This window comes from Dyella kyungheensis (assembly GCF_016905005.1).
Lineage (GTDB): Bacteria > Pseudomonadota > Gammaproteobacteria > Xanthomonadales > Rhodanobacteraceae > Dyella > Dyella kyungheensis.
In genome coordinates this window covers 56,924-78,702 of the sequence record NZ_JADIKC010000004.1, presented here as the reverse complement: position 1 = coordinate 78,702, position 21,779 = coordinate 56,924, and the positions used below count along the sequence as shown (strand labels likewise).

Sequence of the window (21,779 nt, the reverse complement as noted above, 5' to 3'; positions counted from 1 at the left end):
GCCGCCCACGGCGGGACTTGGCAAATGGACGTCTGGACGTGCATCGTGTCCAGCATGAACGTCCATCATGATGAATTCTCCGCCGTACCGCTGCTGGATATCGACGATGCCAGCGTGATGCGCGGCGAGCGACTGATCCTCGATCGCTTCAGCCTGCGCATCGGCGCAGGCGAGCACACCGCCATCCTCGGCGCCAACGGCGCGGGCAAATCCACCCTGGTGCGGCTGATCACGCGCGAGCTCTACCCGCTCGCACGCAGGGGCGGCCAGGCCGCCATGCGCGTGTTCGGTCGCGACCGCTGGCATGTTTCGGATCTGCGTGGATTGCTGGGTATCGTCTCGCCGTCCCTGCAGCACGATTGCACCAGCGATGCCACGCTGGAGGTCTCGGAAGCCGTGCTGTCGAGTTTCTTCGCCGCGCAACGGCTGGGACTCGATCACCGTGTCACGCCATCCATGCGCGAACGCACCAACGAAGCGCTGGAACAGGCGGGCGCCACGCATCTGCTCGGGCGCAGCATGGCCAGCCTTTCCACCGGCGAGGCGCGCCGTGTGCTGATCGCACGTGCCCTGGTGCATCGTCCTCGCGCCCTGCTGCTCGACGAACCCTGCGCCGGCCTGGACATGGCGAGCCGTCGGCGTTTCCTCGAGAATCTGCGCGGCCTCGCCCGTCATGGCACCACGCTGTTGCTGGTGACACATCACGTCGAGGAGATTCTTCCCGAGATCCAGCAGGTCGTATTGCTGCGCGACGGCAGTCTGCTAAAGCAAGGCAGCAAGGCCGAGGTGCTTACCGACACGCTGCTGTCTGCCACCTTCGGCATGCCCGTGTGCGTGGAACGCCACGGCGAATACTTCAGCGCCGCCATCGAATAACGCCGTCGAGGTATAAAAAAAACCGCCGCCGGAAACCGGCAGCGGCTCGATGCCCGCGACGTTGCCGCGCCTCAGCGCGGCGAACAGAAGCAATAGGCGTAGACGTTCGGGCGACCGGACTGCGCGGTGCGCAGCAGTTTCAATTCGGGCGCCATCTCGCTGATGTGCGCAACCCACGACGGCAACTGCACGCCGTACGCCTGGCCCATCTGCACCATGGCGTTCTCGTTGAGGCTGATCAGGAACTGGCCGAAGCCGCTCAGCGGTTCTTCCACGTAACGCACCGGTGCGTCCTTGCCGAGCTTGGCGCGCTGTTCCGCGTCGGCGATGGCTTCGCCCAGGCCACCGAGCTGATCGACCAGGCCGCGATCGAGCGCCTGCTGACCCGTCCACACGCGGCCCTGGGCAATCGTATCGATGGCGTCATACGGCTTGCCGCGCGCCTTGGCCACCTGGCCCACGAAATCGCGGTAGCCCTTTTCGATGGTGGCCTGGATCACCGTGCCGACCTTGGGGTCGAGCGGACGCGTGGCATCGAACGCACCGGCCAGCGGGCTGGTGCCCACGCCGTCGCTCTTCACGCCAAGCTTGTCCAACGTGCCCGGCACGGTAAGCACCATGCCGAAGATGCCGATCGAGCCGGTGATGGTGTTGGGTTCGGCGTAGATGCGATCGGCATTCATCGAAATCCAGTAGCCGCCGCTGGCCGCCACATTGCCCATCGATACCACCACCGGAATGCCGGCTTGGCGGGTCAGCGCCACTTCGCGACGCACCTGCTCGGCGGCGTACACCTCGCCACCGGGCGAATTCACCCGCAGCACCAGCGCCTTGGTGCGCTTGTCTTCGCGTGCGGCGCGAATCAGCGCAGCGGTGGAGTCGCCGCCCACCGTGCCCTGCGGCTGCTTGCCGCCGGAGATCTCACCCTCGGCCACCACGATCGACACGCCCGGCGCCATCGAGCCGTTCTCCGAAAGCGTGGCCACGTAGCGCTGCAGGGACACCTGGCGGAAGCCGTCGCCCTTCTTGCCGGCGGGCACGCCTTCCTTGCGCATCATGGCGATCACTTCGGCCGGCGTGGCAAGGCCATCGACCAGGTGCTGGTCGAGCGACAGCTGGCCCAGGTCGCCCTTCGCGCTGGCGATCTTCTCCGGCAGCGTGTCGATGTTCAGCCGCAGCGTGGCCGGATCGAGCTTGCGCAGCTTGGCCACTTCGTTGATGTAGGTATCCCACAGGCCGCCCATCCAGAAGCTGTCCGCTTCCTTCGACTCGGGCGAAGCGTGGTCCAGGATGTACGGCTCGGCCGCGCTCTTGAACTGGCCGACGCGGAACAGGTGCACGTCCACGCCCAGCTTGTCGAGCAGGTCCTTGTAGAACAGGCGGTAGTTCGCCAGGCCGGTGATCATCACCCCGCCCTGCGGATCGATCAGCACGCGATCGGCATGCGCGGCGAGGTAGTACTGGCCCTGGTCCAGGCTGGGCGCCCACACGATCACCGGCTTGCCGGCGGCGCGGAAGCGATCGAGCGCCGCACCGACTTCGCGCAGTGCGGCGAAACCGCCGCCTTGCAGTTCACTGGGTTCGAGCAGGATGCGGGTGATGCGCGCGTCCTTGGCGGCGCCGTCGATCACGCCGACCAGGTCGCGCAACTGGATCTGCCGGGGCGGATTGCCCGACAGGCTGGCCAGCGCGCGCTGCATCGGTTCGATGCTGTACTGCTCGACCAGCTCGCCCTTGGGCTGGATGACCAGCACGCTGTCGCTCTGGATGATGTGCTCGGAACGCGCGCCGGCAAAGCCGACCAGCATCACCAGCAGCACGATGAACAAGAACGCAAAAAAGATCAGGTTGAGGATGGTCAGCCTGACGATGTTGATGCCGCGCCCGAGGACGCAGAGAAAGGCCCAAAAGCCGTTGGGGCGGCGCTCCGTCATTGCCTAGTTCCTCAGGATGTCCATGACAGCGTAGCTGTTCACGCGGCGCAGGTCATGTGGGCAAACGGCACGGGTGTCCGGCGCGAACAGCCCGCGGATCCTGCTCAGGCGGGACGCCGCCAGCGCTCATGGAAGGCGTTCCGGCAAAAGCGGGTGAACAGCAGGACCGCCGCCATGGTCAGGCCCGCGATCAGGCCGAACCACATGCCGCGCGCGCCCATGCCGTGGCGGAACGCGAGCCACCAGCCGATCGGCATGCCCACGCCCCAATAGGCGAACAAGGTGATCACCATCGGCACGCGGGTGTCCTTCAGTCCACGCAGCGCACCGTTGGAGGTGACCTGGATGCCGTCGGAGAACTGGAACAGGCCCGCCAGCACCATCAGTTGCGCGGCCAACGCAATCACCGCGGCGTCGTGCGTATACATGCGCGCAAGGACGTGCGGCAGGGTCAGCATCAGCGAGCAGGACACGGTCTGCACGCATACCGCCAGGCCCACGCCGCACAGTCCGGCGTAGCGCACGCCCGAGGCATCGCCGCGCCCCACCGCATTGCCCACGCGCACGGTGGTCGCCATCGACAGGCCCAGCGGCACCATGAACGCCACCGTGGCCACGCTCAGCGCCACCTGATGACTGGCCACCACCGTCTCGCCCAGCGTCGCGATGGCCAGCGCCACCGCCACGAACAAGCCACCTTCGGCCAACAAGGTGATCGACATCGGTCCGCCGATCTTCAGCAGGTCGAGGATCATGTGGGGCTTGGGCCACGCCAGGCCCGCGCGCAGATGCGCGTCGCGGTAGGCAGGATGCTTGATCACGAACCACAGGAACGCGAGCATCTCCAGCCACAGCACCGTGGCGGTGGCGATGCCGCTGCCGAGCGAACCCAGCGCCGGCAGACCGAGCTTGCCGTACATCAGCACATAGCCCAGCGGCGCCAGCACCAGCAGCCCGCCGAAGCTGAAATACATCGACGGCCGCGTCATCGACAGGCCTTCGGAGAGGCCGCGGATGGCGAAGTAGCTGGTCATCGCGGGCGCGGCCCAGCTGATGGCGTGCAGGAATTGCGTCACGTCGTGGCGCAGCGTCGGCACCACGCCGATCCAGTCGAGCAGCGGCGTGGCGTTGCGCACCAGGAACCACAACACGATGCCCATGCCCCAGGCCAGCCACATCGCCTGCACGAACACCGCACCGGTTTCATTGCGCCGGCCGGCGCCATCGAGCTGGGCCACCGAAGGCGGCACCGCCATCATCATGCCCAGGCCGCTGACCAGCGCCAGCGCCCAGATGCTCACCGCGGTGGTGACGGCCGCCTGCACGTGCGCGCTCAGATGCCCCGCAAGCACGGCATCGACGAAGTTCGGACCCACCGCAGCGAGCTGCGTGGCGATCAGGGGAAGGGCGAGACGCACCGTGGCGCCCACCTCGCGCGCCACCCTGGCGCGATCGGGGCGGAAAGACAGCATAAGAGACTCCTGGGCCGCACATTCTAGCGCAGCCGCGTCGCGCATCGGCCTGCAGCCCTTATGCAAATAGGCCCACGGCAGCTGTCTGCGCAGGCGGCTTGTGCCAAGATCGCCCGCTGATTCCGCTAGGGGAGGCGCATGAAGAAGGAAATCGTGTCGTTCGAAGGCGTGCATTGCGCCAATTGCAGTGCGCCGATGCAGGGTGAGTTCTGCCACGAATGCGGGCAGTCCATCCACACCGTGCTGCGCCCCATGCATCACATGGTGGAAGACACGCTGGACATGGTGCTGCACGTGGACGGCCGCGTGATCCACACGCTTCCGCCGCTGTTCCTGCGACCGGGCTTTCTCACCCTCGAATACTTCTCAGGCCGCCGCCAGCGCTACGTGGCGCCGTTCCGCCTGATGTTCGTGTTGTCGCTGCTGGCGTTCTTCATGTGCCACCTGGTGGTGGGCAGCATGGACATCCTGCACTTCGGCGACGAATCGGGCCAAGGCACGGCGCAATACGCGGCGGACACTACGCCCGACGCCGTGCGCGCGCACTTCGCGCAGGCAAGCGACGAATTGCTCAAGGCCCACAATCAGCAGGGCACCGGCAAGAAGAAATACAACAAGCTGGTGGAGATCGAGCGCGACCACGCCAATCACCGCCTGGTGGAACTGAAGGCGCTGCCGATGCCTGCCCCGACCGAAGGGCATAGCAACCTGACCGACCTGCCCGCCATCGAGATAGCGTGGTTGCCGCAATCGCTCAACCACAGCTTCAACCGCTCGATGGCGCGCGCGCAGAGCAACGTCCGCGCCGTCATGAACGGCGGCGAGCAAGGCCAGGAAGCGCAGGAGCGCATCGTGGCCTCGGTATTCCACGTGTTGCCGCAGACCATGTTCGTGCTGATGCCGCTGTTCGCCCTGCTGCTGAAGATCACCTACATCTTCAAGCGCCGGCTCTACATGGAACACCTGATCGTGGCGCTGCATAGCCACGCCTTCCTATTCCTGAGCCTGCTGCTGGGCATGCTGATCTACATGCTGCACGGCTGGCTGGTACCGCATGCCGCCTGGTTGAACATCCCCCTGCGCACGCTGCTATGGGCCCTATGGGTCTGGTCGCTGATCTACCTGCTGCTGATGCAGAAGCGGGTCTACCGGCAGGGCTGGTTCATGACCTGGGTGAAGTACCTGTTCGTGGGCTGGTGCTACACCTTCCTGGCCTGTTTCGCGCTCGCCTTTGCCGCCGTGCTGGGCATGATGAACTGACCCACCACGGCGCTCGCCTTCTGTGACACAAATCACACACAAATCGCGCAGCGGCGCCGTTTCGGGACAGCCTGAAAGCGCATTCGAGCGGGGTTTTGCACAGCGTCACATGACTGTCAAGACAGGTCTCCGGCCTGTGGCAGTTGCATGAACACTAGCCAAGCAGCAAATTCAAGTCACTGTATTTATGGGTGTTTTTGGGCTGGCTAAAACTTGAACAGCGCGTACGGAAGGGCGTTTTCATGCGCCTTAGAGGCCTCCCTCAACGGACCATCCACAGAGTTATCCACAGACCTTGTGGATAACGCCAAAAGCCCCCTGCCAAGAGTCACTTAGCACCCTTTCCTAGATGACAGGGCAGCAACCACCTCCAAGCCGCCGAGCGGCCCGCCAAACCCCCTCGCGGACCATTTCACCCGGCTGGAATCCCGCAGGGTGGAACGGCCCGGTTACACTGTCGTACCGAGAGGTATCCATGCCCGCTGTCCTTCGCGTCGCCCTGCCGGTTCCCCTGCCCACCCTGTTCGACTACCTGCCGCCGGCCAGTGGCGAAGCGGTGCCGGGCAGCCGTGTGCTGGTGCCGTTCGGCAAGGGCAAGGCGGTGGGCGTGGTGGTGGAAGCCCAAGTGGAATCCGCCGTGGGCAACGCCCGACTCAAGCGTGTGCTGCAGGTGCTCGATGACGCTCCCCTGCTCGACGCCGAATTGATGGCCACCCTCGCCCGCGCCGCCGACTATTGGCTGGGCGCACCTGGCGAGGCGTACGCCAACGCGCTGCCGCTGGCCTTGCGCGAAGAGCGCCCGCTTCCCGACTTGCACGAAGAAGCCTGGGCGCTCACCGCCGCCGGCCGCAGTGCGCTCGACGCGGGAAGCCGTCGTGGCGGCAGCCGTGCGCTGCTCGACGCGCTGGCGCGCGGACCGCAAACGGCCGACCTGCTGCATGAGATGCTGCCCGGCTGGCGCGACGCGGCCCGTCGACTCGACCAGGCCGGATTGATCGAACGCACCCAGGCCCAGGCCATCGAGCCGCCGCGCGTCACCGAAGCGCCGTCGCTGAGCGATGAGCAACAGCAGGCAGTCGAAGCGATCGGCGAATCCCTCGGGCGTTTCCAGCCGTTCCTGCTCGATGGCGTCACCGGCAGCGGCAAGACCGAGGTGTATCTCGCGCTGATCGAAAAGGTGCTCGCCCAAGGCAAGCAGGCCCTGCTGCTGGTGCCGGAGATCGGACTGGCGCCGCAGACCGTGCGTCGCCTGCGCGAGCGCCTGGGCGTCGTCGTGCAGGTGCTGCATTCCAATCTCGCCGAGGGTGATCGCGCGCGTGCCTGGCTGCGGGCACGCTCCGGCGAGGCGAAGGTGATCCTGGGCACGCGCTCGGCCATCTTCACGCCGCTGCCGCACGCCGGCCTGATCGTGGTCGACGAGGAACACGACAGCGCGTACAAGCAGCAGGAAGGTTTCCGCTATCACGCACGCGACCTGGCCATCCTGCGCGGCCGCGCACTGAACGTTCCGGTGGTGCTCGGTTCGGCCACGCCGTCGCTGGAATCGCTGGCGAACGTGCAGGCCGGACGCTATCGCGCCTTGCACCTGCGCGCACGTCCGGGCGCGATCCGCGCGCCGCAGGTGCAGATCGTCGACATGCGCGCGCAACGCCTCGACCACGGCTTGTCCCCCGCCCTGTTGGCCGCGGTGGGCGACACCGTGGCGCGCGGCGAACAGGTGCTGGTGTTCCGCAATCGCCGCGGCTACGCACCCGTGCTGCTTTGTTATAGCTGCGGCTGGCATGCGGAATGCCCGCGCTGCGAACACCCGATGACGTTGCACGCAGGGCGTCGCGTGCTGATCTGCCATCACTGCGATGCCACCGCGCGCGTGCCGGCACAATGCCCGTCGTGCGCGGCGCCCGATCTCAAGCCGCAGGGACAGGGCACCGAGCGACTCGAAGAAGCATTGACCGCGCAGTTTCCCGACGTGCCGGTGCTGCGCATCGATCGCGAGACCACCCGTCGCCGCGATGCCTTCGAGCATTTGCTGGAAGGCCTGCACGAGGACAAACCCGCCATCCTGGTCGGCACACAGATGCTGGCCAAGGGCCACGACCTTCCCAATCTCACCCTGGTGGCCATCGTCGGCGTGGATGAAGGCCTGCTCAGCGTGGATTTCCGCGCCAGCGAACGACTGGCGCAACTGGTGGTGCAAGTCGCCGGCCGCGCCGGGCGCGCGAAAAAGCCAGGCCGCGTGCTGCTGCAGACCCATCATCCCGATCATCCCCTGCTGCGCCAGTTGCTCGCGCAAGGCTATGCGACAGCCGCCATCAGCTTGCTGGATGAGCGCCGCAGTATTCAGTTGCCGCCCTTCGGCCATCAGGTGTTGTTGCGCGCCGATGCACACCAGCGCGAGCATGTGGACGCGTTCCTGGGCGAAGCGGCGCAGGCGCTCGCCGGTTTGCCGCTGCAACTGGCGGGGCCGATGCCCGCACCGATGCCGCTGCGCGCGGGGCGCCATCGCGGCCAGCTGTTGATCGAAGCTGATACGCGCAGCGCGCTGCATGGCGCACTGCGGCCTTGGTATCCCGCATTGTCGGCGCTGCCTTCGGCGCGCCGCGTGCGTTGGTCGCTCGACGTCGATCCCATCGATCTCTACTGACCGCGGACGACGAACGAGACCTTCAATGATTCTCACTTTTGCAAGGAGCATCACATGGAAGGCAACGCAACGTCAGACTCCCTTCGCCATGTCGTTATTCTCGGCGGCGGTTTCGGTGGCCTCGCGGCCGCACGCGAACTGGCCGATGCGAATGTGCGCGTCACGCTGATCGACCGCCGCAACCATCATCTGTTCCAGCCGCTGCTCTATCAGGTCGCCACGGCGGGGCTTTCCGCACCGTCCATCGCCGCGCCGCTGCGCCAGATCCTGCAGAAGGACAAGCACGTCACCGTGCTGATGGACGAAGCACTCGACGTCGATCTCGAGCGCCGCATCGTGCATCTCGCGCAAGGCGAACTGCCGTACGACGCCTTGATCGTCGCCACCGGCGCCACGCACGCCTACTTCGGTCACGACGAGTGGGAACGTTACGCACCGGGCCTGAAGACGCTGGAGGATGCCTTCACCATCCGCCGCCGCGTGCTGCTCGCGTTCGAACGCGCCGAGCGCGAGGAAGATCCGGCGCAACGGCAGGCGTGGCTGAACTTCGTCGTCGTAGGAGGCGGCGCCACCGGCGTGGAACTGGCCGGCACGCTGGCGGAAATTGCACGACATACGTTGCCGCGCGAGTTTCGCCGCGCCGATCCGCGCAAGGCCAACATCCTGCTGGTGGAAGCGGGACCGAAACTGTTGCCCGCGTTCGCCCCCGACCTCACCGAAAAAGCCCGTCGCCAGCTGGAAAAGCTTGGCGTGCAGGTGCGCTTGAATACCGCCGTCACCGCCATCGACGAGCACGGCGTGATGCTCGCCGATACGCCGTATCCCGCGCGCACCGTGCTGTGGGCCGCCGGCGTCGCCGCTTCGCCGCTGGGTCGCCGGTTGGGCGCCCCGGTGGACCGCGCCGGACGCGTGCAGGTCTCGCCCGATCTTAGCCTGCCCGGGCATCCGGAGGTCTTCGTGATCGGCGACCTGGCGAGCGTGCAGCAAGCCGACGGCAAACCCGTACCCGGCGTCGCGCCCGCGGCCAAGCAAATGGGACGCCACGCCGCCCTCGCACTCAAGGCGCACTGGCGCGGCGAGACGGGCACCCCGCCCTTCCGCTATCGCGACGACGGTTCGCTCGCCACCATCGGCCGCATGGCCGCGGTGGCCCAGTTCGGGCGCGTGAAACTCTCCGGCCTGCTGGCCTGGTGGGTCTGGCTGATCGCCCACATCGCCTTCCTGATCGGCTTCCGCAACCGCCTGGTGGTGATGCTGGACTGGGCCTGGGCGTATTGGACCTACCAGCGCCACGCCCGCATTGTGACGGGCACGGATGAGCGAACGAACACACCGTCTTTGCCCCGCGGCCCGTAAGGTGGAGAATCTCCTTTTTCCTTCCCGGATACCGCCGTGTCTTCCCAACTCGAACAACTGCGCCAGTACACCACCGTCGTCGCCGATACCGGCGATCTCGAAGCCATCGCCCGCTGGAAGCCGGTGGACGCCACCACCAATCCGTCGCTGTTGCTCAAGGCCATCGAAAATCCCAAGTTCGGACCGCTGATCGACGAATCGGTGGCCTGGGCCAAGGGCAAGAGCAACACGCGCGAACAGCAGGTGGTCGACGCCAGCGATCATCTCGCCGTGGCGGTGGGTCGCAAGATCCTGGACATCGTGCCGGGCCGCGTCTCCACCGAAGTGGATGCGCGCCTGTCGTTCGACGTGAATGCCTCCATCGCCAAGGCCGAGCGCCTGGTGGGCCTGTACGAAGAACACGGCGTGAAGCGCGACCGCATCCTGATCAAGCTGGCCTCCACCTGGGAAGGCATCCGCGCGGCGGAGCAGCTGGAGAAGCGCGGCATCAACTGCAACCTCACCCTGCTGTTCTCGTTCGAACAGGCAGTGGCCTGTGCGGAAGCCGGTGTATTCCTGATCTCGCCGTTCGTCGGCCGCATCATGGACTGGTACGTCGCCAACACCGACACCAAGAGCTATGCGCCTGAGGACGATCCGGGCGTGAAGTCGGTTCGCCGCATCTACGCCTGGTACAAGGAACACGGCTTCAAGACCGTGGTGATGGGAGCCAGCTTCCGCAACGTCGGCCAGATCCAGGCCCTCGCCGGCTGCGACCGCCTCACCATCAGCCCCGACCTGCTGGAAAAGCTCGACCACGACACCTCGTCGCTGCCGCGTGCGCTCAACGACACCGGCGCGACCAAGCCAGCCCCCACGCCGATCACCGAAGCGCAGTTCCGCTGGGGCCACAACGAAGATGCGATGGCCACCGACAAGCTGGCCGACGGCATCCGCAAGTTCGCCGTAGACCAGCGCAAGCTGGAGAAGATACTGACGGAGAAGTTGGGCGGCTGATCGTACGCGCCGTTCTTCATGCAAAAAGCCCCGGAAAACCGGGGCTTTTTTTGTGCGGAGCCGCCTGTGGGAGCGCTCCCTGTGCGCGAAACGATCTTGCCTCTACGCTCCGATCGAGTCGCGCACAGGGTGCGCTCCTACAATCAACGCACGGGCTTACTTGATCCCGCGCGCCTTCGCATCCGCCGCCAGATGATCCGGCGCAATCTCATCGCCCGACCATCCGCCACCCAACGCCCGCACCAACTGCACGCTTGCCCGCAGCTGATTCGTCTGCAGCGACAGCAAGCCCAGATGCGCATTGAGCGAATCCACCTGCGCCGTCACTACGTCGAGATAGCTGTTGGCACCCTGCTTGTACAGCGCGGTGGAAAGCTTCAGCGTCTTGTCGGCCGCGTTGGTCGCGTCGTTCTGGTCCACCAGCGCATTGCCGAAGTTGGTCAGCAGCGACTGGTTGTCTTCCACCTGCTGGAACGCACTCAGCACCGTGCCGCGGTAATTCGCACTGGCTTCGTCGAACGCCGCATGCGCCGACGCCACCTGCGCACGGCGGCGGCCACCGTCGAACACGGTCATCAGCAGATTCGGACCCAGCGCCCACAGTTGACTCGGCGCCGTCAGCAGGTTGCCCCAGGCACCGCTGGTATAACCGCCGTTGGCGCCCAGCGTAAGCGCCGGGAAGAACGCGGAACGGGCCACGCCGATCTGCGCATTCGCTTCCGCGGTGCGACGCTCGGCGGCGGCAATGTCGGGGCGACGCTCCAGCAAGGTCGACGGCAAACCGGTCGGAATCACCGGCAGGTTCGGCAGGTCGGTCTTCGCCTCCAGCGTGAAACTGGAAGCGGGCTGCCCCACCAGTACCGCGATGGCATGCTGCAGCAGGTCGCGCTGCGCCTTGGTCTGCGACAGTTGCGAACGCGTGGCGGACAACTGCGTCTGCGCACGATCCACATCGAGACCCGACACCGCGCCGCCGGCGTGCAGCGTCGTGGTGAGCTGCAAGGCACGCTGGTAGGCATCGACCGTGCTCTGCAGCAGGTCGATCTGCCTATCCACGCCCAACAGCTGCAGATAGCTGTCGGCAAGCGAAGCTTCGAGACTCAGGCGCACCGAGGCGAGATCCGCCGCCGAGGCCTGCATCGAGGCACGGCCGGCCGCCACGTTGTCGCGCACGCGACCCCATAGGTCTACTTCGTACGATGCCTGCGCCTGCGCCGAGTACAGGTCGTAGTACTTGGGCGAGGTGACGCCGTGCAGCGGCGAGGTCAGCGAAGCGCGATCACGCTGCGCACCGGCACCCACCGACACTTGCGGAAACAGGTCGGCGCGCACCTGCGCAAGGAAATCGCGCGACTGCTGGTAGCTTGCGAATGCGGCGGCGAGATCGGCGTTGTGGTCGAGCAGCTGCTGCTCGAGACCGTTGAGGCGCTCGTCGCCGTAGAGCTTCCACCAACCTTCGCGCGGCAGCTGATCGGACGGCTGCGCTGTGGTCCAGGGACCGGCGGACTGGTAGTGCTCAGCCACCGGCGCTTCCGGCGGCTTATACGTCGGCGCCAGCGAGCACGCGCCCAGCGCCAGCGTGGCCGCAATGGTGGCGGCGATGCTCTTAGGCTTTGTCATGGGGCTTGGCCGCCTGCTGCGGGTTCTTGGCAATGCGCACTTCGTCGCCGTCGGCCAGGCCGTCCGGCGGGTTGATGATCACGCGATCATTCGCCACCAGGCCCGAGCCCACTTCAATGGTCTTGCCGTAATCGCGACGAATGGTGACCGTCTTGAAGTGCACGTGATCGCTCGCGTCCAGCGTGGCGACGTGCAGGCCCTTTTCGTCGAAGATCAGCGCTTCGGCCGGCAGGCGCAGGCCCAACGCACCCGAACCGATCTTGAAGCTCACGCTCGCATAGCTGCTGGGCAGCAGCTTGCCGTCGGGGTTGTCCACCAGCAGCTGCACCAGCGTGGTGCCGGAGGTCGGCGTGATCGCGCGCGCATCGGCTTCGACCTTGGCGGTGAACGACTTGCCCGGATACTCCGGCACCGTCAGCGTGGCCTCGTCGCCACGATGGATCGCTGGCGCATACACCTGCGGCACGCGCACATAGACGCGCAGCTTGCTGGTGTCGGAAACGGTGAACAACGGCGTGCCGGTACCGCTGGCATCCGCTGCAATCAGCGCACCCACGTCGGTGTTGCGCGCCGTCACGCGGCCGTCGAACGGGGCCACCAGCTTGGCGTACGACTTCAGCGCCTTCAGTCGATCGAGATTGGCCTGCGACGCATTGACCTGCGCCTGCTTGGCCGCCAGATCGCCGTTGAACTGGTCCACCGACTGCTGCGAGACCGAATCGGGATCGGTCTGGCGCAGCACCTGCCAGCGCTTGGCGGTGGTCGCGGCGAGCGCGGCATTGGCCTTGGCGGTGGCCAGGTCGGCCTGGCCCTGCAGCAGCTGCTGATCCAGATCGGGCGTGTCGATGGTGCCGAGCACATCGCCCGCCTTCACCGCTGCACCGATGTCCTTGTCCCACGACTTCAGATAGCCGCCGGTGCGCGCGAAGATCGGCGCATTGGTGAATGCGTCCATCTGCGCCGGCAGTTCCAGCGGCGAGGAGCCGTTGGCGGACTCGGGCTCGGAGATCACCACCGTGGGGATCGCCTGCTCGTCGGTCCACTGATGCAGGGTGCGCGCATCGGAGATGCGGGTAGCGACGCCGATCACCACGATCGAGCCGAACACGGCGGCGGCGATCACCGCTGCCAGGCGCAGGCGGCGCGGCGAGGGCTTGGCTTCGGGAAGAGTAGTCAGATGCTCAGACATGGACAGGTTCTCCGGCATGACCAGCCGAATCGGGCGCGTGCTTGTAGCGCGCATGCACAATGGAAAAGACGACGGGAACGAAGATCAGCGTGGCCGTGGTGGCGAACAGCAGGCCACCGATCACGGCGCGGCCCAGCGGCGCGTTCTGCTCGCCGCCGTCGCCAAGGCCAAGGGCCATCGGCACCATGCCGATGATCATGGCCAGCGCGGTCATCAGCACCGGACGGAAACGTACGAAGCCTGCTTCGCGCGCGGCGAGCGTGGCGTCGCCATGGACAGCCAGGCGCTCGCGGCAGAAGCTCACCACCAGCACCGAGTTTGCAGTCGCCACACCCATGCACATGATCGCGCCCGTGAGTGCCGGCACCGACAAGGTGGTATGGGTGACGAACAGCATCCACACGATGCCGGCCAGTGCGGCGGGCAAGGCGGTGATGATCACGAACGGGTCGGTCCACGACTGGAAGTTCACCACGATCAGCAGGTACACCAGCACCGCCGAACCGAGCAGGCCGAACAGCAGGCCCGAGTAGGCATCGTGCATGGTCTGTACCTGGCCCAGCAGCGCGACGCTCGCACCCTTGGGCAGATCCTTCTTGGTGTCGTCCAGCACCTTCTGGATGTCACCGGCCACGGCGCCCAGATCGCGTCCCTGGATGGCGGTATAGATCTCCACCATCGAGGTGATGTTGTACTGGCTCACGATGGTGTTGCGGTGCGTGCGGGTGATGTCGGCCAGTGCACCGAGCACCTGCGCATTGCCGCCGTTCTTGGCCGTGATGGGCAGGTTGTTCAACTGCGCCAGCGAATCCAGCGAGTACTGCGGCACCTGCGCCGAGATCGGATAGGTGACGTTGTTGTCCGGATTGAGCCAGTAGGTCGGAGCCACCTGCGCGGTACCGGAAAGATCCGCGATCAGGCTGCTCGTCACGTCGGCTTCGGTCAGGCCAAGCAGCTGCGCACGCGTGCGATCCACGTCGATCCGGAAGGCCGGCTGTGCCTGCGATTGCTGCAGTCGTGCGTCGACCACGCCCGGGATCTGGCGAAGCTTGTTCAGCACTTCGTTGGCGTACGAGAAGTTCTTCTCCAGGCTCCTGCCGCGTATCTGCAAGTCGATCGGCGCGGGCGAACCGAAGTTCAGGATCTGGCTGACGATATCGGCCGGCGGGAACGAGAAGGTGGTACCCGGGAACAGCCGCGGCAGTTTCTCGCGCAGGATCTTCACGTATTCCGCGCTCGGATGATGGTCTTCCTTCAGCGAGATCTGGATGTCGCCGTCCGACTCGCCCACTTCACCGGTGTTGTTGTAGATCGTGTTGATCGAACTGGAATACTGGCCGATGTTGTCGACCATCGCTTCGAGCTCCTCCGGCGGAATCACCTGGCGAATGGCCTTCTGGATGTCCGCGAACTCCGCCGCCGTGGTCTCCACGCGCGTACCCACCGGCACGCGGGCGTGCACCAGGATCTGGCCGCCGTCCACATCCGGGAAGAAGTTGCTGCCGAGGCCCGGCAACAGCGCGAACGACAACAGTACGAAGGCGAGGAAGCCCACCACGAAGATCTTGCGGTTCTCCAACGCGAGACTCAGCACGCCGCTGTAGCCTGCGCGGAAAGTCTCGAAGCGATTGACGAAGCCCTGCTGGAAACGGCCCAGCATCGTCTTCGGCGCCGGCTGCTCGATGTGCTGGCCGTGCTCGTCCACCGTTGCCGGATGCGCCTGCAACAGGTACTTCGCCATGGTCAGCACGAGCGTACGCGACAGGATGAAGGAGAAGATCATCGCGAAGATCACCGCCTCCGCCATCGGCACGAACAGGTAGCGTGCTACGCCGGGCAGGAAGAACATCGGCACGAACACGATGCAGATGCAGCACAGCGAGACGAACGCCGGCACGATGATCTGCGCCGAACCGTCGACGATCGCGGTGATGACGTCCTTGCCCTGCTCCAGGTGCCAGTTGATGTTCTCGATGGTCACCGTGGCTTCGTCCACCAGGATGCCCACCGCCAGCGCCAGGCCGCCCAGCGTCATGATGTTGAGCGTCTGGCCGATGGCCGACAGCGTGAACACCGAGCCCAGCACCGCCAGCGGAATCGAGGTGGTGATGATCAGCGTCGAGCGCCAGCTGCCCAGGAACAACAGGATCATCAAGCTGGTCAGCGCCGCGGCGATGATGCCTTCGCGCACCACGCCGTCGATCGACGCACGCACGAACACCGACTGGTCGCCGATCGGCGTCGCCGTCAGGTTGTCCGGCAGCGAATCCTTCATCTCCGCGAGCTTCTGTCGCGCGCCCGCCACGATGGTGAGCGTGGAAGTGGAACCGTTCTTCAGGATCGACAACAGCGTGGAACGCACGCCATCCACATGCACGATATTGGTCTGCGGCGGATTGCCGTCGCGCACATGGGCCACGTCGCGCACATAGATCGTGGTGCCGTTGACCATCTTGACCGGCAGATCTTCCAGTTCGTCCACGTGGGTGGCCGCGTTGTTCAGCTCCATCACGTATTCGTACTTGCCGATCTTCTGCGTGCCGATCGGGCTGATCTGCTGCTGGTTGGCCAGCGCGTTCGCCACATCCTGGGTGGACAGGCCGCGCGCCTGCAGTGCGGCCGGATCCACGTCCAGCTGCACCTGGCGCGTCTTGCCGCCGAAAGGATAGGGAATCGCCGCGCCCGGCACCGTCACCAGCTGCGGACGCAACTGGTTCAAGCCAAGGTCGCCCAGCTGCTGCTCGGACAAGCCCTTGCCCGACAGCGCCACCTGCAGGATCGGCACGGTGGACGCGTTGTAGTTGACGATCAGCGGCGGCGTGGCACCGGCGGGCATCTGCTTCAGGATCGTCTGCGCAATCGCGGTGACCTGTGCATTCGCCGTGGCGATGTTCACGCCCGGCTGGAAGAAGATCTTGGTGATGCCCATGCCATTGATCGACTCCGACTCGATGTGCTCGATGTCGTTGACGGTCGTGGTGAGCACGCGTTCGAACGGCGTGTTCATGCGGCCGGACATCTGGTCGGGCGTCATGCCGGTGAACTGCCAGGACACGGCAATCACCGGGATGTTGATCTCCGGAAAGATGTCAGTGGGCGTGCGCGCCGCCGCCATCACACCAAAGATGAGAATGGTCAGCGCGAAAACAATAAACGTGTAGGGCCGCGTGAGCGCGATCCGGACGATGCCAAGCATGCGGGGGATTTCCGTGCGCGAAATGATGCGTCGCAGCGAATTTTCTCATGAGCCCGATGCGACCAATAGGGGCTGAGGCATGAAGATAATTTCATGTTGCTTTAGTCCGCCGGCCCGCGCGCAACGCCGCCTACCCTCTCACCGTCCCCCATCCCCTCACCGTCATTCCGGCGCAGGCCGGAATCCAGTTGCGGTGCAATGGGTCATCGCGAACCGCCCCACGCAGGCTGCCCTGTGGCAAAAGCCAACTACCGACGCAACTGGATTCCGGCCTGCGCCGGAATGACGGTGGGGGAAACAAGCGGTGCGGAAAGTGCGCGGGTCAGCGAGCAGATGAAGAATTCTTCATCCGCGCCGCCTGCCTCACGCCGTCATCGGCGTGACTTCCGGCACGGAGCGCGACAGGCAGGTGCCTACTTTTTCGTCCGCCGCGAGCGGATAGCAATACAACGTGAGACGCGCACCGTTGCTGGTGGCGTCGCCGATGTCGAGCGCATAGCCGTGCAGACGCACGATCGCACTTACGATGCTCAGGCCCAAACCGGAGCCACCAGTCGTACGGCTGTTGTCGCCGCGATAGAAGCGGCGCGTCACCGCATCGCGCTCGCCGGCGGGAATGCCGGGGCCGCTGTCGATCACGTCCACGCGCGGGCCGCGCTTGTCCATGCTGGCGCGCAGGCTCACCTTGCCGCCGGAGGGCGTGAACTTGATGGCGTTGCCGACCAGGTTCGCCAGCGCTTCGAACAACAGGTGCGCGTCGGCGCGCACCGGCGACAGTGACTGGATCTCAATCTCGAACGACTGCCCCCGATCCTCCGCCACCGGCGCGTAGAACTCGTGCACCTGGCGCAGCACCTGCCCCACGTCCACTTCGTCGAAGCACGCGGCGCGATGACGATCTTCCAGCTCCGACACGCGCAGCAAGGCGCGAAAGCGGGTCAGCACTTCGTCGATGTCGACGATGCACGACTCCACCAGGGCCGACTCGGGTTCGCCGTCCAGCTGTTGCTGCGTGCGATACAGGCGCGCGCGCAACCGCGTCAGCGGCGTACGCAGGTCGTGCGCGATGTTGTCGCACACGCCCTTCACTTCGTTCATCAGTCGCTCGATCTCGCCCAGCATCGTGTTGACGATGCCGGCCAGCTGGTCGAGCTCGTCCTCGCGACGGCTGATCGGCAAGCGCTTGGACAGATCGCCCTGGCGAATCGGATCGGTCGCCTGCTGCAGCTCGCGGATGCGCCGCTGCGGCCCACGGCGCAACAGGAAACCGCCGAGCAGGCCCGGGATGATGGTCAGCGAGATGCCCCAAAGCAGCGCGCGGCGAATGATCGTGCCGATGCCATCGATGGTGCTGATGTCCTTGGCGATGACCAGGATGTCGCCGTTCGGCAGCGTCGCGGCCAGGCCGCGGGCGCGCACGCGCTCCGCGTCGCGGTCGGGACGCGGCAGGCCGTGCTTCAGCAGATGCACCTGGCCATCGCGCAGCAACGAGGTCGGCAAGTGGTCGATATTGCCGGCCACCGGCTGGTGGTCCTTGTCGAACAGGCCCACCGACATGATGCCGTGCGGATCTATGGCTGCGGCCGCATCCACGGTGGCGGCAAGCCTCGCCGGATCGGTCGATTCGATGTAGTGCATGCGCTGCTGCAACATCTGGTCGATGACATTGTTGAGGTAGCGCGTGGTTTCCCACTGGATCACGCCGACCAGCACCGCGCCCCACACGACGAACAGGGCGCCGTAGATGACGATCAGCCTCGACGTGGTCGAATGCCAGCGATTGGGACGTTCGTTCATGACACCACCGGAGCAGTTTCATTGGCGGCCGAGAGCATGTAGCCGGTGCCGCGCACGGTATGAATCAACGCGGGCTGGCCGGTGCCGTCGATCTTTCGCCGCAGCCGCGCGATATGCACGTCGATCACGTTGGTGCCGGGGTCGAAGTGGAAGCCCCACACCGTCTCGAAGATCATCGTGCGGGTGAGCACCTGCCCCGAATTGCGCATCAGGAATTCGAGCAGGCGGTATTCGGTGGGCAGCAAGGTAAGCGGCTGGCCGCCGCGATAGGCCACGTGGCTGACCAGGTCCAGTTCGAGATCGGCCACACGCAAGCGCTGCACGGATTGCGGCTGGCGACGGCGCAACAGCACTTCCGCGCGCGCCGACATCTCGTCGGGCGCAAAGGGCTTGGTGAGGTAATCGTCGCCGCCGGCACGCAGGCCGCGCACGCGTTCGTCCACGTCGCTCAGGGCGCTGATCATCAGCACCGGCGCATCGCTGCCGGCGCGGCGCAACTCGGCCACCACGTCGATGCCGTCCATGCCGGGCAGCATCCGATCGAGCGTGATCAGGTCGTAATCGCCCTGCAGCGCCTGCGCCAGCCCGTCGCGGCCGTTGGCCACCCACTCGGCCAGCATGCCGTGCACGCTCAGCTCCGCGATGATTTCGCGTGCCGTCGTTTCGTCGTCTTCGATGACCAACACTCGGGGCATGGGAGCACTGACTAACAAGAGTCCTGGGAAGGAAAGCGGGTCAGCCATGACCTGCAAAGCCAAACGGCCCCTGGAGGGGCCGTTGGTCATCTTACGCCTACAGCGAAGATCAGGCGGCGAACAGCCCGCGCATCTTCTTCATGGCGTTGGCCTCGACCTGGCGGATGCGTTCGGCGGAAACGCCGTACTCGTCCGCAAGATCCTGCAGCGTGGCCTTGTCTTCGTTCAACCAGCGGCGCTGGATGATGTCGCGCGAGCGCTCATCCAGGTTCTGCAGCGCGGTCGACAGCGTATCGAGCTGGTTGTCGGCCTGGTCGGCATCGGCCACGTTGTCGTACGGGTCGGCGCCATCGTCGATCAGGAACGCTTCCGGTGCCGGCTTGGCATCGTCCTCGGCATCCGCCGGGGCTTCGAAACCGATGTCACGGCCGGACAGACGCGATTCCATCTCGCGCACCGTCGCTTCGGGCACGCCCAGATCCTTCGCCACCGTGCGCACTTCCTCGGCGTTCATCCAGCCCAGGCGCTTCTTGCTCTTGCGCAGGTTGAAGAACAGCTTGCGCTGCGCCTTGGTGGTGGCGACCTTGACGATGCGCCAGTTGCGCAGGATGAACTCGTGCATTTCGGCACGGATCCAGTGCACCGCAAAGCTCACCAGGCGAACGCCCTGGTCGGGGTCGAAACGCTTCACGGCCTTCATCAGACCGATATTGCCTTCCTGGATCAGGTCGGCGATCTGCAGGCCATAACCGCTGTAGCCACGGGCCACGTGCACCACGAAACGAAGGTGCGACATCACCAGCTTGCGGGCGGACTCCAGATCTTCCTGTTCGTTGTAACGGCGCGACAGCGCCTGTTCCTCGTCCTGGCTGAGCACCGGAATACGGTGGACCGCCGAGATATAGGCATCCAGGCTGCCGACGACACTCGGCACCGGCAGGTTGGCGGTCACCAAAGCTTGAGACATGGACGGAACCTCCTGTGAGGGAATCAGCTTAGCACTCACGTGTTACGAGTGCTAAAGGCCCCGAAAGGTTCCGGGACCTTTGATGTACCGAATAGTACAGGAATTTGAGACACCTGTCCAGCAGGGGCCTCGGGGAGGGTCCACTATGCGTTTTCGGCGGTTCAGCAGCCGTGAAAGGCCCGTTTCAGGCCAGTTCCGAGCGCATCGGCAATGACCAGTCGATGGGCGGCTCGCCGCGGCTTTCCAGGTACTGGTTGGCCGCCGAGAAGTGCCCGCAGCCGATGAAGCCGCGGTGCGCTGATAAAGGAGATGGGTGCACCGAGCGCAAAACGCAATGCCGCCGGCCGTCGATCAGCTGGCCCTTCTTCTGCGCATACGAGCCCCACAGCATGAAGACCAGGCCTTCCCGCTCGCGGTTGAGGGCATCGATGGCCGCATCGGTAAAGCCTTCCCAGCCCTTGCCCTGGTGCGCACCGGCCATGCCCTGCTGCACGGTGAGCGTGGCATTGAGCAGCAGCACGCCGCGGTCGGCCCAGGGGGTGAGGCAGCCGTGGTCCGGCGCCCGGAGAGCCAGGTCGCGCTGGATTTCCTTGAAGATATTCTGCAGCGACGGTGGCGTGGCCACGCCCGGCCGCACGGAGAAGCAGAGTCCATGCGCCTGGTTCGGGCCGTGGTACGGGTCCTGTCCCAGGATCACCACCCGCACGGCGTCGAACGGCGTGTGGTCGAAAGCGGCGAAGATCTCGGGGCCGGGCGGATAGATCACCTTGCCGGCCTGCTTTTCGCTTCGCAGGAAATCGGACAGCGCGCGCATGTCCGGCCGCGCCAGATACTCGCCGATGCGGTCCTTCCAGGACGGCTCGAGCTTTACCGGGTGATCGGTCACGCCGCCTCGCCCCGCTCGCGCAGGTGCCGGGACACGCGCAGCTGGAACAGCAGCTTGGTCATCAGCAATTTTTCCTCGAACGGCTTTTCAACCAGATCGTTGGCGCCGGCGCGCAGCAGCGCGGCCTGGTTGGCCGGATTCTCATCGCCCGTCATCACCAGCACGGGCAGCCTGCCCTTGCCGTAGAGGTATTCGCGGCGGATGCGTTCGAGCAGGTCGCCGCCGGTGAGTTCGCCCTTCAGGCTGACGTCGGTCAGCACGATGTCGGCGCCCACCTTGCCCTCGTCCTTGGCCTTGTCGAGCAGAACCAGCGCGTCTTCCACGCTCACCACGTGATAGACGGTGAGGCCGTGCTTTTCCAGGATGCGGCGGGTGGCCAGCGCGACCACGCGGCTGTCTTCCACGTACAGCACTTCGCCCTCGGCCGAATCGCTGGGCTTCACGTAGCCGCGAATGAATTCCGCCAGCGCCTGGAAACCCAGCGACTTGTCGAAGTAATCGGTGACGTGTTCGCCCAGCGTGCGGTTGTGCAGGCGATCGTCCACGTCGCCGGACACCACCACGATGGGCACATAGGCCTGGGCCGCGGATTCGCGCACATGGCGGGCGAGTTCCAGCCCGTCCATGTCGGGCAGGCGCAGCGAAATGGTGATGAAGTCGAAGGCGGCGCCATCCAGCAGCTCCTTGGCTTCCGCGCCACTGCCGGCGCCCACCACGTCGCTATCGGGCAGCTCGGCCTTCAGCACACGGGCGATCAGTTGGCGCACCACCTTGGAGCCATCCACCACCAGCACCCTCGGCGCCGTTCCCACCACTCGACTGCTGAAACTTCCACTCATCCCCAATCACCCACGTCGTGGCCAGCGCGTCATGCCGGTGCTTCCTCCGAGC

15 protein-coding genes are annotated in these 21,779 nt (G+C 65.6%); 5 read left to right on the top strand and 10 right to left on the bottom strand.

Annotated features, from left to right (window positions below):
- Positions 1-54 precede the first annotated feature (54 nt).
- The gene (locus ISP20_RS10285; protein ID WP_204636007.1) at positions 55-876 is read left to right on the top strand and encodes an ABC transporter ATP-binding protein; all 822 of its coding nucleotides are present in this window, start codon (positions 55-57) and stop codon (positions 874-876) included.
- 71 nt (positions 877-947) lie between these two features.
- On the opposite strand, the gene sppA is transcribed toward ISP20_RS10285, so the two are convergent.
- Together sppA and ISP20_RS10275 are read right to left on the bottom strand one after the other, a co-directional pair.
- Entirely contained in the window at positions 948-2,810 is a 1,863-nt protein-coding gene (gene sppA, locus ISP20_RS10280) for a signal peptide peptidase SppA (protein ID WP_204636006.1), read from the bottom strand.
- 104 nt (positions 2,811-2,914) lie between these two features.
- On the bottom strand, positions 2,915-4,282 hold the full coding sequence (locus ISP20_RS10275) for an MATE family efflux transporter (protein ID WP_204636005.1): 1,368 nt from the start codon (positions 4,280-4,282) through the stop codon (positions 2,915-2,917).
- Between the two features lie 138 nt (positions 4,283-4,420).
- Between ISP20_RS10275 and ISP20_RS10270 the strand changes: the two genes are divergently transcribed.
- The 4 genes from ISP20_RS10270 (at position 4,421) to tal (ending at position 10,538) form a co-directional block, all read left to right on the top strand.
- Positions 4,421-5,542, top strand: a complete 1,122-nt coding sequence (locus ISP20_RS10270; RefSeq protein WP_204636004.1) for a DUF3667 domain-containing protein — start codon at positions 4,421-4,423, stop codon at positions 5,540-5,542.
- A 475-nt stretch (positions 5,543-6,017) separates the two neighbouring features.
- Positions 6,018-8,186 carry a primosomal protein N' gene (locus ISP20_RS10265; RefSeq protein WP_204636003.1) on the top strand — a complete coding sequence of 723 codons (2,169 nt, stop codon included), beginning with the start codon at positions 6,018-6,020 and terminating at the stop codon, positions 8,184-8,186.
- Between the two features lie 54 nt (positions 8,187-8,240).
- Positions 8,241-9,542 carry an NAD(P)/FAD-dependent oxidoreductase gene (locus tag ISP20_RS10260; RefSeq protein WP_204636002.1) on the top strand — a complete coding sequence of 434 codons (1,302 nt, stop codon included), beginning with the start codon at positions 8,241-8,243 and terminating at the stop codon, positions 9,540-9,542.
- Positions 9,543-9,578: 36 nt separating this feature from the next.
- Positions 9,579-10,538, top strand: coding sequence for a transaldolase (gene tal / locus ISP20_RS10255; RefSeq protein WP_204636001.1), 960 nt, complete (start codon positions 9,579-9,581; stop codon positions 10,536-10,538).
- 156 nt (positions 10,539-10,694) lie between these two features.
- Here the strand turns inward: tal and ISP20_RS10250 are convergent, their stop codons facing one another.
- From ISP20_RS10250 to ISP20_RS10215, 8 genes are all read right to left on the bottom strand, one after another.
- The gene (locus ISP20_RS10250; RefSeq protein ID WP_204636000.1) at positions 10,695-12,158 is read right to left on the bottom strand and encodes an efflux transporter outer membrane subunit; all 1,464 of its coding nucleotides are present in this window, start codon (positions 12,156-12,158) and stop codon (positions 10,695-10,697) included.
- Positions 12,145-13,347, bottom strand: coding sequence for an efflux RND transporter periplasmic adaptor subunit (locus ISP20_RS10245; protein WP_239535651.1), 1,203 nt, complete (start codon positions 13,345-13,347; stop codon positions 12,145-12,147). The genes ISP20_RS10250 and ISP20_RS10245 overlap by 14 nt, the downstream gene beginning before the upstream one ends.
- A complete protein-coding gene (locus tag ISP20_RS10240) occupies positions 13,340-16,543 on the bottom strand; it encodes an efflux RND transporter permease subunit (RefSeq protein ID WP_204635998.1) in 3,204 nt (1,067 codons plus the stop codon). Before ISP20_RS10240 ends, ISP20_RS10245 begins: the two co-directional genes overlap by 8 nt.
- Before the next feature lie 363 nt (positions 16,544-16,906).
- The gene (locus ISP20_RS10235; RefSeq protein WP_204635997.1) at positions 16,907-18,340 is read right to left on the bottom strand and encodes a sensor histidine kinase; all 1,434 of its coding nucleotides are present in this window, start codon (positions 18,338-18,340) and stop codon (positions 16,907-16,909) included.
- Positions 18,337-19,035 carry a response regulator transcription factor gene (locus ISP20_RS10230; protein WP_204635996.1) on the bottom strand — a complete coding sequence of 233 codons (699 nt, stop codon included), beginning with the start codon at positions 19,033-19,035 and terminating at the stop codon, positions 18,337-18,339. Before ISP20_RS10230 ends, ISP20_RS10235 begins: the two co-directional genes overlap by 4 nt.
- Before the next feature lie 109 nt (positions 19,036-19,144).
- Positions 19,145-20,002, bottom strand: coding sequence for an RNA polymerase sigma factor RpoH (gene rpoH, locus ISP20_RS10225; protein WP_204635995.1), 858 nt, complete (start codon positions 20,000-20,002; stop codon positions 19,145-19,147).
- Between the two features lie 184 nt (positions 20,003-20,186).
- Positions 20,187-20,888, bottom strand: coding sequence for a uracil-DNA glycosylase (gene ung, locus ISP20_RS10220; protein WP_204635994.1), 702 nt, complete (start codon positions 20,886-20,888; stop codon positions 20,187-20,189).
- The gene (locus ISP20_RS10215; RefSeq protein WP_204635993.1) at positions 20,885-21,727 is read right to left on the bottom strand and encodes a response regulator; all 843 of its coding nucleotides are present in this window, start codon (positions 21,725-21,727) and stop codon (positions 20,885-20,887) included. Before ISP20_RS10215 ends, ung begins: the two co-directional genes overlap by 4 nt.
- Between the last annotated feature and the right edge of the window lie 52 nt (positions 21,728-21,779).